Annotated in this window: 11 protein-coding genes; 9 read left to right on the forward strand and 2 right to left on the reverse strand. The window is 46.7% G+C overall.

What is annotated here, in order from left to right; all coding sequences use genetic code 11:
* The first annotated feature begins 5 nt into the window (after positions 1-5).
* Genes ACFQ2J_RS12785 through icmF form a run of 5 tightly spaced genes read left to right on the forward strand, consistent with a single transcriptional unit; the run spans position 6 to position 7,175 of the window.
* Positions 6-1,151 carry an acyl-CoA dehydrogenase gene (locus ACFQ2J_RS12785; RefSeq protein WP_386060991.1) on the forward strand — a complete coding sequence of 382 codons (1,146 nt, stop codon included), beginning with the start codon at positions 6-8 and terminating at the stop codon, positions 1,149-1,151.
* Positions 1,152-1,180: 29 nt separating this feature from the next.
* A complete protein-coding gene (locus ACFQ2J_RS12790; protein ID WP_386060994.1) occupies positions 1,181-2,320 on the forward strand; it encodes an acyl-CoA dehydrogenase in 1,140 nt (379 codons plus the stop codon).
* Between the two features lie 19 nt (positions 2,321-2,339).
* A complete protein-coding gene (gene meaB, locus ACFQ2J_RS12795) occupies positions 2,340-3,290 on the forward strand; it encodes a methylmalonyl Co-A mutase-associated GTPase MeaB (RefSeq protein ID WP_386060997.1) in 951 nt (316 codons plus the stop codon).
* The gene (locus ACFQ2J_RS12800; RefSeq protein WP_386061000.1) at positions 3,283-3,930 is read left to right on the forward strand and encodes a TetR/AcrR family transcriptional regulator; all 648 of its coding nucleotides are present in this window, start codon (positions 3,283-3,285) and stop codon (positions 3,928-3,930) included. Before meaB ends, ACFQ2J_RS12800 begins: the two co-directional genes overlap by 8 nt.
* A complete protein-coding gene (gene icmF, locus ACFQ2J_RS12805) occupies positions 3,930-7,175 on the forward strand; it encodes a fused isobutyryl-CoA mutase/GTPase IcmF (protein ID WP_386061003.1) in 3,246 nt (1,081 codons plus the stop codon). Before ACFQ2J_RS12800 ends, icmF begins: the two co-directional genes overlap by 1 nt.
* A 238-nt stretch (positions 7,176-7,413) precedes the next feature.
* Here icmF and ACFQ2J_RS12810 read toward each other — a convergent pair whose 3' ends face one another.
* Positions 7,414-7,725 carry a hypothetical protein gene (locus ACFQ2J_RS12810; RefSeq protein ID WP_386061006.1) on the reverse strand — a complete coding sequence of 104 codons (312 nt, stop codon included), beginning with the start codon at positions 7,723-7,725 and terminating at the stop codon, positions 7,414-7,416.
* A gap of 258 nt (positions 7,726-7,983) precedes the next feature.
* Between ACFQ2J_RS12810 and rpoE the strand changes: the two genes are divergently transcribed.
* Both rpoE and ACFQ2J_RS12820 read left to right on the forward strand, forming a co-directional pair.
* Entirely contained in the window at positions 7,984-8,523 is a 540-nt protein-coding gene (gene rpoE / locus ACFQ2J_RS12815; protein ID WP_386061009.1) for a DNA-directed RNA polymerase subunit delta, read from the forward strand.
* Positions 8,524-8,739: 216 nt separating this feature from the next.
* On the forward strand, positions 8,740-10,341 hold the full coding sequence (locus ACFQ2J_RS12820) for a CTP synthase (RefSeq protein ID WP_386061012.1): 1,602 nt from the start codon (positions 8,740-8,742) through the stop codon (positions 10,339-10,341).
* Between the two features lie 66 nt (positions 10,342-10,407).
* Here ACFQ2J_RS12820 and ACFQ2J_RS12825 read toward each other — a convergent pair whose 3' ends face one another.
* Positions 10,408-10,926: a DUF2529 family protein gene (locus tag ACFQ2J_RS12825; protein ID WP_386061015.1), complete on the reverse strand. Its 519-nt coding sequence runs from the start codon at positions 10,924-10,926 to the stop codon at positions 10,408-10,410.
* 185 nt (positions 10,927-11,111) lie between these two features.
* Between ACFQ2J_RS12825 and ACFQ2J_RS12830 the strand changes: the two genes are divergently transcribed.
* Together ACFQ2J_RS12830 and fba are read left to right on the forward strand one after the other, a co-directional pair.
* Positions 11,112-11,474 carry a response regulator gene (locus tag ACFQ2J_RS12830; RefSeq protein ID WP_386061017.1) on the forward strand — a complete coding sequence of 121 codons (363 nt, stop codon included), beginning with the start codon at positions 11,112-11,114 and terminating at the stop codon, positions 11,472-11,474.
* 176 nt (positions 11,475-11,650) lie between these two features.
* Positions 11,651-12,514 carry a class II fructose-1,6-bisphosphate aldolase gene (gene fba, locus ACFQ2J_RS12835; RefSeq protein ID WP_386061020.1) on the forward strand — a complete coding sequence of 288 codons (864 nt, stop codon included), beginning with the start codon at positions 11,651-11,653 and terminating at the stop codon, positions 12,512-12,514.
* Positions 12,515-12,619 lie beyond the last annotated feature (105 nt).

Below are 12,619 nucleotides of genomic sequence, written 5' to 3' on the forward strand. Positions count from 1 at the left end.
CACCGATGAATCTACATTTTACAGATGAACAGGAAATGATGCGGAAAATGGTCCGCGACTTCGCTCAGAAGGAGGTCGCACCTGCGGTAGAGCGTATGGAAGCAGAGGACCGCTTTCCTAGTGAAATCGTACAGAAGATGGGGGAACTCGGATTGATGGGTATCCCGATTCCTGAAGCCTATGGCGGCTCGGAAATGGATTTCACTTCATACATCATTGCAATTCATGAAATCTCAAAAGTAAGTGCTGCGTTAGGGGTCATCCTATCTGTCCATACTTCCGTCGGCACCAACCCGATCCTTTATTTTGGTACGGAGGAACAGAAACAGAAATACATTCCGAGGCTTGCTTCAGGCGAATTCCTCGGGGCATTCGCATTGACGGAACCAAGTGCTGGTTCTGATGCAGGCAGCCTGAAAACACGTGCAGAGAAAAAAGGTGACAACTATGTACTGAACGGTTCGAAGGTGTTCATCACCAACGGAGGACACGCCGATACGTTCATCGTTTTCGCACGAACCAATCCCGACGAAAAAAGTTCACGAGGTGTCAGCGCGTTTATCGTCGAGAAGGATACACCAGGACTTGTCGTAGGTAAATCAGAAAAGAAGATGGGGCTGCATGGCTCAAGCACAGTTCCATTGAATTTCGACAACTGCGAAGTACCTGTGTCACAGCTGCTTGGAGAAGAAGGCGAAGGATTTAAAATCGCGATGGCGAACCTGGATGTCGGCCGAATCGGAATTGCAGCCCAGTCACTGGGAATTGCCGAGGCGTCCCTTGAACATGCAGTAGCATATGCAAAAGAGCGTGAGCAGTTCGGGAAACCGATTTCCCAGTTGCAGGGAGTTGCTTTCAAGCTTGCGGATATGGCAACTGAAGTGGAAGCGTCCAAGTTATTGACTTACAATGCTGCATCGCTCCGCGGCGCAGGGATCAAGTGCGGAAAAGAAGCTTCGATGGCGAAATTATTCGCATCCAAGACAGCTGTGAAAGCTGCAATTGAAGCTGTCCAGGTCCACGGGGGTTACGGCTATACCGAAGACTATGCGGTCGAGCGATTCTTCCGGGATGCCAAAGTGTGTGAAATCTATGAAGGCACAAGCGAAATCCAGCGCATGGTCATCAGCAAACAACTATTGAACGATTAACGAGATTACTAGATAAAGGGGTATGCGTCATGAACTTTCAACTGACAGAAGAACAAGAAATGCTTCGTAAAATGGTAAGGGATTTTGCGAAAAAAGAAGTAGAACCAACAGCGGCAGAGCGAGATGAAGAAGAACGCTTCGATCGTGAGATTTTCGATAAAATGGCTGAACTCGGACTTACAGGAATTCCATGGCCGGAAGAATACGGCGGAATCGGTTCCGACTTTGTCAGCTATGTCATTGCAGTGGAGGAGCTATCCAGAGTATGTGCATCGACAGGTGTAACGCTGTCTGCTCATATTTCACTTGCGAGCTGGCCGATTTACAAATTCGGTTCTGAAGAGCAGAAGAAGACGTTCTTAGCGCAGCTTGCAACTGGTGAGAAGCTTGGTGCCTATGCATTATCCGAACCGGGAGCAGGAAGTGACGTGGCATCGATGCGTACGACTGCGAAGCTCGATGGTGATCACTACGTGCTGAACGGAAGCAAAGTGTGGATTACGAACGGTGGTGTCGGTGACCTTTATGTCGTCTTTGCTAAAACGGACGCAGATGCGGGACACCGTGGCATCAGTGCCTTCATCGTCGAGAAAGGTACACCAGGGTTCACATTCGGTAAAAAAGAAAAGAAACTGGGAATCCGTTCCTCACCGACAACGGAATTGATTTTCGAGAATTGTAAGGTACCAAAAGAAAACCTTCTTGGTGAAGAAGGAGAAGGATTCAAAATCGCAATGATGACCCTTGATGGCGGACGTAATGGAATTGCTGCCCAGGCAGTCGGAATTGCACAAGGGGCATTGGATGCATCGGTTGCCTACGCTAAAGAGCGTGAACAGTTCGGTAAGCCGATCTCCCAGCAGCAAGGGATTTCCTTCAAGATTGCCGATATGGGTACAGAGGTGGAAGCAGCTCGCTTACTTACGTATCAGGCAGCCTATCTTGAATCAGAAGGCCTACCATATGCAAAAGCATCTGCAATGGCGAAGCTTTTCGCTGGAGACACAGCCATGAAGCACACGGTTGAAGCCGTCCAAGTGTTCGGCGGTTATGGCTATACGAAGGATTATCCGGTCGAGCGTTATATGCGTGATGCGAAGATCACTCAGATTTATGAGGGAACAAATGAAATCCAGCGCCTTGTCATCGGACGTATGCTGACGAAATAACGAGGAAGGAAACCTGCTTATGCACCCACTAGCTGAACGGATCAAACAACAGGATATCCGCGCACTTGCCCGGGCAATCACTTTGGTGGAGAATGATGCTCCTGAAAAACTCGACTTGTTGAGTGATATTTTTTCGTTGAAGAAAAATGCGCATTACATTGGGATTACAGGTTCACCGGGAGCAGGAAAGAGTTCTCTCGTAAATCGTCTGTTGACCCACTTGCGGGAACAGGGGCTGACTGTTGCCGTGATTGCAGTGGATCCTACCAGCCCATTCAGTGGTGGGGCACTACTTGGGGATCGCGTAAGGATGAATAAGCATTTCACCGACCCTGGAATCTTCATTCGAAGCATGGCAACCCGGGGAAGTCTTGGCGGATTGGCAAGGGCCACGAAGGACACGCTCCGAGTCTGTGATGCGTTCGGATTCGATGTCATCCTTGTCGAGACGGTCGGGGTCGGCCAGTCCGAACTCGATATCATGAAGGTGGCGGATACGACCGCTGTTGTTCTGACACCGAATAGTGGGGATGTACTGCAGATTTTCAAGGCAGGGATCATGGAGATTGCCGATCTGTTCATTCTTAACAAAGCAGACCTTCCAGGTGTCGAACGATTGAAAACGACATTGCAGGAATACATGATGATTGCGGATCCGAAAGGGTGGGTCCCGCCGATCGTCAAAACGATTTCCACACAGAACGAAGGAATCCAGACGCTTTGGGAGGAAATCAACCGACATCGAACCTATCTGTACGAGACGGAGCATGGTGCAGAACGAAGGAAGCAGCAGCTGAAGCTCGAAGTCTATGACTTGATCCGTGAGGAAATATGGCGGGACGTAGCAGAGACGATCGGTGACGATGCTGCGAAACAGAAAGCTTTCGGACAGACAGATACGGACCCATACCAGCTCGCTAAAGAGTGGTATGGGGATTGGAAAAAGGAAGGAGGGAATACGCATGACTGATCAGCATGTTCCCTCATCGATCAAAGACCCGGGGCTGGTAGAAAAACGGCGCAATCAAATGATCAAAGGTGCCGTTTCCCTTTTTATCGAGAAAGGTTTTCATAAAACGACCACTCGGGAAATCGCCAAAGCCTCCGGGTTCAGCATCGGTACGCTGTATGAATACATCCGGACGAAAGAAGATGTGCTGTTCCTCGTTTGTGATTCGATCTATGAACGAGTGAAAGTACGGATGGAGCAGGCATTCGACGCGGACACGAAGACGATCGACAGCTTGATCCATGCGGTCACTTCCTATTTTCAGCTGATGGACGACATGCAGGATGAAGTAGTCGTAATGTACCAGGAAGTGAAGTCCCTTTCAAGGGAAGCGCAGGAATATGTGCTGCAGAAGGAAAAGGATATGGTGGCGATGCTGGTTGGAGTCATCCGTAACAGCATTCCAGGCACCACAAGTGAACAGGATATCACCCTGATCGCAAATAACATTTTTGTCCAAGGACAAATGTGGGGCTTCCGTAGATGGATGCTCCAGAAAGAGTTCACATTGGAAGCCTATACAGAGCGTCAGATTCATTTTTTGCTAGAAGGTTTGAATATCAATCGTAAATCAATCATCAATGATGGGAGGATGTCATGATGGAAAAACCTCAGATTTATCAAACGAAACATCCTGTCCGGTTCGTAACTGCATCCAGCTTGTTCGATGGGCACGATGCTTCAATCAATATCATGCGCCGGATTTTACAATCGACAGGTGCAGAAGTCATCCACCTCGGTCATAACCGGTCCGTGGAAGAAGTCGTCAATGCTGCCATACAGGAGGACGTACAGGGAATCGCGATTTCGTCCTACCAGGGCGGACACGTTGAATACTTCAAATACATGATCGATTTGCTAAATGAAAAAGGTGCTGGCCATATCCGAGTCTACGGTGGAGGCGGTGGAGTCATCATCCCTCGTGAAATCAGAGAATTGCACGAGTATGGGGTTGCACGCATCTTTTCTCCTGAAGACGGACGTGAACACGGCCTGCAGGGGATGATCAACCAGATGATGGAGGAATGCGATTTTCTTCCTCCGATGAACCCTGAAGAAGATATCGAGAAACTGACTGGAGGCAACCACCAGGCAGTTGCACGCTTCATCACCTATGTGGAAAACACACCGGAAAGTGAGCGGGAAGCTGCAGCTCATTTTGAAGCGGCTGTAGAAAAAAGTGTAGAGAAAAAAATTCCGGTTCTTGGAATTACCGGTACTGGCGGAGCTGGAAAGAGCTCGCTGACAGATGAATTGATCCGCAGGTTCGTGAATGAAATTATGGAGAAAAAAGTAGCAATCATCTCCATCGATCCGACGAAGAAAAAGACCGGTGGCGCGCTGTTAGGTGACCGTATCCGGATGAACGCGATTTTCAATCCGCGTGTTTACATGCGCTCTCTGGCGACAAGGGATTCAAGGTCTGAACTTTCCAAGTCGATTGAAGAAGCGATTCAGGTCGTAAAAGCTGCAGGATTCGATTTTGTCATCGTTGAAACCAGTGGAATTGGTCAAGGTGACGCTGCGATTACGGATGTGTGTGACATGTCCATGTACGTCATGACAGCGGAATACGGTGCACCGACACAGCTTGAGAAAATCGACATGATCGATTTTGCCGACTTCATCGTCATCAATAAATTCGAACAAAAAGGTTCGGAGGATGCATTGAATCAGGTCCGTAAGCAGTATGAACGCAGTCATATGCGCTTCCATGAAGACGTGACGACGTTCCCTGTGTACGGAACGATTGCCAGCCAGTTCAATGACCCAGGAACAAACACCTTGTTCGCAGCTATCGTCGACAAGCTGAATGAAGCATATAAGTGGGATGACACGACCAGCTTCGAACGCGTTTCCGAAGTGGAAAAACAAAATGTCATCATCCCGAATGAGCAGAAACAGTACCTGCGAGATATTTCAATGACGGTTCGTGGCTACCACGATAACGTGCATGAACAAGCAGAAAAAGCACGCAAGCTCTATCAGCTGAAAGGTGCTGCGGAAACCTTGGATGAAGCGGATGGAAAAGCACAGCTGGAAAGCTTGATTGAAACATATGAAAAAGACCTCGACCCACAGGCGAAAGAGAAGCTTGAGGACTGGGACGGTCTTCATGAGCGATACAGCGGGGACACGTACACTTTCAAAGTCCGTGATAAGGAAATTAACATGGACCTTACGACCGAAAGCCTTGCAGGGTTGAAGATCCCGAAAGTGGCTTTGCCTAACTTCAGTGACTGGGGAGACCGACTCGTATGGCTTTTACGCGAAAACGTGCCAGGTGCATTTCCATTTACAGCCGGCGTATTTCCGTTCAAACGTAAAGGGGAAGATCCTAAGCGTCAATTCGCTGGGGAAGGAACGCCGGAACGTACGAACCGCCGCTTCCATTACCTATCAAAAGATGATGATGCGAAGCGCCTGAGTACAGCTTTCGACTCGGTAACACTTTACGGTGAAGATCCAGACGAACGCCCGGATATCTACGGGAAAGTCGGAGAAAGTGGCGTAAGCATCTGTACATTGGAAGACATGAAGAAGCTTTATGATGGTTTTGACCTTGTTGATCCAATGACATCCGTATCCATGACAATCAACGGACCAGCGCCGATTATCCTTGCGATGTTCATGAACACAGCGGTCGATCAGCAGATGGAAAAATTCGCTGACGAAAATGGCCGTGACCCGAATGCGGACGAAGCTGCGAAAATCAAAGCAGAGACGCTCAGTGTCGTTCGTGGTACTGTGCAGGCGGATATCCTGAAAGAGGACCAAGGTCAGAATACGTGCATTTTCTCAACAGAATTTGCATTGCGCATGATGGGAGATATTCAGCAGTATTTCATCGACAAAGAAGTGCGTAACTACTACTCCGTGTCCATTTCCGGATATCATATCGCTGAAGCTGGTGCCAACCCGATCACACAGCTTGCCTTTACACTGGCGAATGGATTCACTTATGTAGAGTATTATTTGAGTCGTGGCATGGACATCAACAAGTTCGCACCGAACCTGTCGTTCTTCTTCTCCAATGGACTCGATCCGGAGTACACTGTGCTTGGAAGAGTGGCACGAAGAATCTGGGCGATTGTCATGAAAGAAAAGTATGGTGCGAACGAACGAAGCCAGAAACTGAAATACCACATCCAGACATCCGGTCGTTCCCTGCACGCTCAGGAAATCGACTTCAATGATATTCGTACAACATTGCAGGCGTTGATTGCAATCCAGGATAACTGTAACTCGCTTCACACGAACTCCTATGATGAAGCGATTACGACTCCGACAGAAGAATCGGTGCGTCGCGCGATGGCGATCCAGATGATAATCAGCAAAGAATTCGGACTGACGAAAAACGAAAACTCTCTGCAGGGATCGTTCATCGTCCAGCAATTGACCGATATGGTCGAAGAAGCAGTATTGCAGGAATTCGAACGCATCAATGACCGAGGTGGCGTACTTGGCGCGATGGAACGCCAATACCAGCGCGGAAAAATTCAGGAAGAATCGCTTTACTACGAAGGCAAGAAACATTCTGGAGATTTGCCGATCATCGGAGTGAACACATACCTGAACCCGAATCCGCCATCCGAGGATCAGATCGATTCTATGGAGCTTGCACGAGCAAGCAAAGAAGAAAAAGAACACCAGATTACCGAATTGCGGGCATTCCAATCAACGAACGAAGGAAAAACCGAAGCAGCACTTCGCCGCCTGAAAGAAGTCGCAGCCTCCAACGGCAACATCTTCGAAGAACTGATGGAAACCGTAAAAGTAGCAAGCCTGGGCCAAATCACCAACGCCCTCTACGAAGTAGGCGGACAGTACAGAAGGAATATGTAAGTAGAAAAGTGGATAGGGCTCGTCCAGATGCGACTGCATAAGCAGAGTGTGCTGGAGGCGACCCGCGGTTTCCGGCGAGTTTGAAAGTTTACCGGCGACTTTTGGAATTTTCCGGCGAGTGCACCACTTTTTCCGGCGACATTCAGGATTTACCGGCGCCACAGCCAATTTTCCGGCGACCGCACTACTACCACATACAGAAAAAGGGACTGCCCCGAGAGCAGTCCCTTTTTAACGTTTAATGTCCTCCACCGACACTATCATGATCTCCGGTCTGATTGATTTCTTTGACAGTCGGCGTCCGGCTGCCATACCATTCATAAGTTAAATCGTAATTCTTTGCCGTGTCGAGCAGCATCCATGTGTTCATATCTTTCACTTTCATTTTTTTATCATCGACCACAATATAATAGTTTTCGCCTTCATGTTTTTTATCATCGATCTGGACCCCAGTGACGTGGTGGGATTTGATCATGCCATAATTTTCATATACATAGAGGCATACCAGGGTGACACCAAGAATGATCAGCACCCATCTGGTAATTTTCATGACGATTCGCTCCTTCGTAGTCATTTGTGCTAGAATTTCCAATAGAAGATTATAGTTTGTTTTTGCTTAGGCTAGACTTATTTTACGACAAAAATTCAAAAAGATAAAATGATGCCCTGTGCCGGCAATCGTCGAAGGATGCTTACCATTGATTTTTGCCAACAGTGACCATATAATGAATGGTATGGTTAAATGTGATTCGTATGCCTAATGCACAACACATATAGACATCATTTTTTATTAAAGGAGTGCTGGAACGTGAGCTTGAAAGACTTGTCGAACGATCAAATCCAGGAAATGTCCATGATTGAACTATCAACAATCATCCTTGAGGAAGAGAAGAAAGCCATCGACTTCAACGATTTGTTCAATCGTATCGCTGACCTTAAAAACTATTCACAACAAAAGAAAGAAGATTATATTGCGCAGTTCTATACAGACATGAATATCGATGGTGGGTTCATGACTATCGGAACGAACCTTTGGGGGCTGAAAAGCTGGTACCCTGTCGAGCAGATGGAAGAAGAAATCTCTACCCTTTCACAGAAACGAAAAAAGAAGAAAACCAAGAAACGCAAGACAAAGAAAGCAGCAGATCTAGATGATGAGCTGTTGGATGAGGATTTAGAAGAGGATCTGGATTTAGATGATGACGATTTGGATCTCGACAGTGATGACGATGATTACGATGGAGACTACGATAACGACGACCTTGATGAAGAGGACGAAGAAGTGATCGAAGACGATATCAGCTTCATCGGTGACGATGATGAAAGTGAAGAGGACGACGATTTATAATCCATGCTTGACTTTCCATTTTCAAATCAGTAATATTTTATCTGGGCTCGAAAATTTCGGAATGATAGTCAAAGCGCTCCCCGCTTTCAGGGGAGTGCTTTTTGTTTTTTACAGAGTCTTGACCTGATCAATAACGTTACTGCCATTCAAGAAATGTGAATAGAAACTGGCGGTAATGTACCATCATAAACTACATGGAAAGAAAGAGGGATGACTGTGACAAAGTATATTTTTGTGACTGGTGGAGTCGTATCTTCCCTTGGTAAAGGGATTACTGCTGCTTCCTTAGGCAGATTGCTTAAAAATCGTGGATTGAAAGTGACAATTCAAAAATTCGATCCATACATCAACGTGGACCCAGGTACAATGAGTCCGTATCAGCATGGTGAAGTTTTCGTCACCGATGATGGTGCAGAAACAGACTTGGATCTTGGCCACTACGAACGTTTCATCGATATCAACCTGAACAAATACAGCAATGTAACGACAGGTAAAGTTTACTCAAGCGTAATCAAGAAAGAACGTCGTGGGGATTACCTTGGTGGAACAGTGCAAGTCATCCCGCACATTACAAATGAAATCAAGGACCGCGTGTTCCGTGCCGGGCATGAAACGAATGCAGATGTCGTCATTACGGAAATCGGCGGAACTGTCGGGGATATCGAATCCCTTCCATTCCTTGAAGCGATCCGTCAGATAAAGAGTGATATCGGTAAAGATCACGTCATGTATCTTCACTGTACGTTGGTACCATATCTGAAGGCTGCAGGCGAAATGAAAACGAAGCCTACCCAGCACAGCGTGAAAGAATTGCGCTCCCTTGGTATTCAGCCTGATGTGATCGTACTCCGTACAGAAAACGCAATTTCTGAAGACATGAAAGAAAAAATCGCGTTGTTCTGCGACATCAACAAAAAAGCAGTCATCGAAGCTCGCGACTCAGATACGTTGTATCAAGTTCCGCTTGATTTGCAGGCACAGAAGCTGGATCAGCTGACATGTGAACACTTCAAGCTTGATTGCAATGAAGCGGATATGACGGAATGGAATCAGCTCGTCGATCGTGTGAACAACCTGAAGGAGACGAAAACGATCGGTCTGGTAGGAAAATATGTAGAACTTCCAGATGCGTACATTTCAGTTGTAGAAGCCTTGAAGCACGCAGGCTATGCGTATGATGCTGATATCGAAGTGCGTTGGATCAACTCTGAAGATGTGACGGCCGAGAACGCACAAGAAAAATTAAGTGATGTTGACGGCATCCTCGTACCAGGAGGTTTCGGAGACAGAGGTATCGAAGGTAAAATCGAGGCAATCCGCTATGCTCGTGAAAACAAGGTACCATTCCTTGGAATCTGTCTTGGTATGCAGCTTGCAACCGTCGAGTTCGCACGTAATGTCCTTGGTTTGGAAGGCGCGCATTCTGCGGAAATCGATCCGACTACTTCTCATCCGATCATCGACCTTTTACCGGAACAGAAGGATATCTCTGATCTTGGTGGTACGCTGCGCCTTGGCATCTATCCTTGTAAACTGGACAAAGAGAGCCGTGCATTTGAAGCCTACGGAGATGAAGTGATTTATGAGCGTCACCGTCACCGCTTCGAATTCAACAACCATTATCGTGAAGAAATGGAAGCGCAAGGGTTCAAATTCTCTGGTACAAGCCCGGATGGCCGACTTGTGGAAATCATCGAGGTGGCTGATCACCCATGGTTCGTAGCAAGCCAGTTCCACCCTGAATTCAAATCTCGCCCGACTCGTCCACAGGAATTATTCCATGGCTTTATCGGCGCAACGATCAATTTAAATGCATAATAGAAAACGAAAAAACAGGCAACGCCAGCACATGGCCGTTGCCTGTTTTTTTTGCAATACGAGATTCTACTCATATTCAGCAAGAATTTCTTTTAATGTCATGTAAATCGCGTAATAACTGTACAGCATGGTCATTGCAGAAGGAAAAACGATCCATTCGGAGTCCTCGAACGGAAGCAGGGACTGGATAACCTTCAAGTCCACATGGATATCTGCTGCTTTCTCCAAGCCTGTTTCATTTTTTACGAGGGAAGAGAGAGCGACGACTTCCGCACCTTGTGCTTTCACTTTGTCCACAAGCTGAAGGGCTTCTTCGTCTGTAGAATACCGTGTTGCGATCAGCACGCGATCAATTGGTGTCAGGCTTTCATTTCCCGTCAGCAGTCGACACTCAGGTAACCGTTCTTCGCCCTCGGTCATTTCAGCCTCCAATGCCTTCATTTCCTTGAAGCCTTTCACATAGACATGCCCGTCCCCGACGAGCGCTTGTGCCAGGGACCTGGCAGCATCCTCGATAGGTAAAGCTTCCTTTTCTTCTATTTGTTTGAATTTGCCGGTCAATTGTGTGGTGAGCATTTTTAACATCCGGTGAGTACCTCCAACGTGAGTGATTGTGGAAATAGCGTAGCATAATCATTAGGGCTTAGTAAATTTTGACGAAAACTGCACATCGGTTAGCAGGAAAATAGTACCTCCTTAACGAAAGTTACTAATAGCAGAAATACGCAATTCAAATACAGGATAGAAAAAGAGAGCAGGGAGTGTAGTGGATGTCCAAGAAACAAGTGCTGGTTGTAGACGATCAACCCGGTATCCGTATGTTACTGGAAGAAGTAATCAAGAGTGAAGGGTATGGAGTGTACAGCGCAGAGAACGGGAGTCAAGCATTGGATATGATCCAGGAAAAGCAACCAGATCTTACAATCGTAGATTATAACTTACCTGTCATGAATGGCGGCGAACTTTTGAAGAAACTTGATGAAAAGAATTATGAAAAGCCTGTGATCCTGATGACAGGGATGGCGGTGGAAAGCCTCAGTGAGGAATCGAACTATCCCTTCGTAAGAAAAGTCATCGCAAAGCCGTTTAACATCGACGACCTGCGGGAAGACATTTCGGGAATGCTCGTTTAAGAATCATCCTCCTTCAATTAGGTAGAAGAAGAAATTTTTGCATGTAAGCGCTCTATCTTAACAGTTGTCTTGCGCCGACGCAAGGGTATTGGTATTCTATTACTGTGACTGAAATCTATAGCATGTCCACATGCTAATGAATACTATTTTTATACCCAATTGAAGGAGGATCTTTCATGCCTTTAGTCTCAATGAAAGAAATGCTGGAAACAGCTAAAGAAAACCGTTATGCAGTTGGTCAGTTCAACCTGAACAACTTGGAATATGCTCAGGCTATCCTGCAAGCTGCTCAAGAAGAGAACTCTCCAGTAATCCTTGGAGTATCCGAGGGTGCTGCTCGTTATATGGGTGGATTCAACGTAGTTGTAGATATGGTCAAAGCATTGATGAAAGCTTACGGTACGACTGTACCAGTAGCAATCCATCTTGACCATGGTTCAAGCTTCGAAAAGTGTGCAGAAGCGATCCAGGCTGGATTTACATCTGTCATGATCGATGGTTCACACTACCCGCTTGAAGAAAACATCGCATTGACGCAAAAAGTCGTAGAACTTGCACATATCCACGGTGTATCTGTAGAAGCTGAACTTGGCCGCATCGGTGGTCAGGAAGATGATCTTATCGTTGACGATGCAGAAGCAGCGTATGCAATCCCGTCTGAGTGTAAACAGTTGGTTGACGAAACAGATGTTGACGTGTTCGCACCAGCACTAGGATCTGTTCACGGTCCATACAAAGGTGAACCGAACCTTGGTTTCGACCGTATGGAGGAAATCATGGGTCTTGTGAACAAACCGCTTGTTCTTCATGGTGGAACTGGTATCCCGACAAAAGATATCCAGAAAGCTATTTCTTTCGGAACAGCTAAAATCAATGTAAACACTGAGAACCAAATCGCTCAAGCGAAAAAGGTTCGTGAAGTATTGGCTGAGCAGCCTGAACAGTACGATCCTCGTAAATACCTAGGACCAAGCCGCGACGCAATCAAAGAAACAGTGATCGGCAAAATGCGCGAATTCGGTTCTTCCAACCAAGCATAAGAAGAATGAGATGAAGGAAGCTGTTTTATGCAGTTTCCTTTTCATCATTTTGTTTTAGAAGAAAGGGAGAAGAGGCTTTTCCCTATTCCAAAACAAAAGAAGCTG

Origin of the sequence: Thalassobacillus hwangdonensis (assembly GCF_042675915.1) — a bacterium.
In the GTDB taxonomy this organism is placed as follows: Bacteria; Bacillota; Bacilli; order Bacillales; family Halobacillaceae; genus Thalassobacillus_A; species Thalassobacillus_A hwangdonensis.

What these genes read in the sequence shown, in the direction of transcription:
- ACFQ2J_RS12785 (WP_386060991.1), top strand. Translation starts at nt 6, where the DNA reads ATGAATCTACATTTTACAGATGAACAGGAAATGATGCGGAAAATGGTC.
- ACFQ2J_RS12790 (WP_386060994.1), top strand. Translation starts at nt 1,181, where the DNA reads ATGAACTTTCAACTGACAGAAGAACAAGAAATGCTTCGTAAAATGGTA.
- meaB (WP_386060997.1), top strand. Translation starts at nt 2,340, where the DNA reads ATGCACCCACTAGCTGAACGGATCAAACAACAGGATATCCGCGCACTT.
- ACFQ2J_RS12800 (WP_386061000.1), top strand. Translation starts at nt 3,283, where the DNA reads ATGACTGATCAGCATGTTCCCTCATCGATCAAAGACCCGGGGCTGGTA.
- icmF (WP_386061003.1), top strand. Translation starts at nt 3,930, where the DNA reads ATGGAAAAACCTCAGATTTATCAAACGAAACATCCTGTCCGGTTCGTA.
- ACFQ2J_RS12810 (WP_386061006.1), bottom strand. Translation starts at nt 7,725, where the DNA reads ATGAAAATTACCAGATGGGTGCTGATCATTCTTGGTGTCACCCTGGTA.
- ACFQ2J_RS12825 (WP_386061015.1), bottom strand. Translation starts at nt 10,926, where the DNA reads ATGTTAAAAATGCTCACCACACAATTGACCGGCAAATTCAAACAAATA.
- ACFQ2J_RS12830 (WP_386061017.1), top strand. Translation starts at nt 11,112, where the DNA reads ATGTCCAAGAAACAAGTGCTGGTTGTAGACGATCAACCCGGTATCCGT.
- fba (WP_386061020.1), top strand. Translation starts at nt 11,651, where the DNA reads ATGCCTTTAGTCTCAATGAAAGAAATGCTGGAAACAGCTAAAGAAAAC.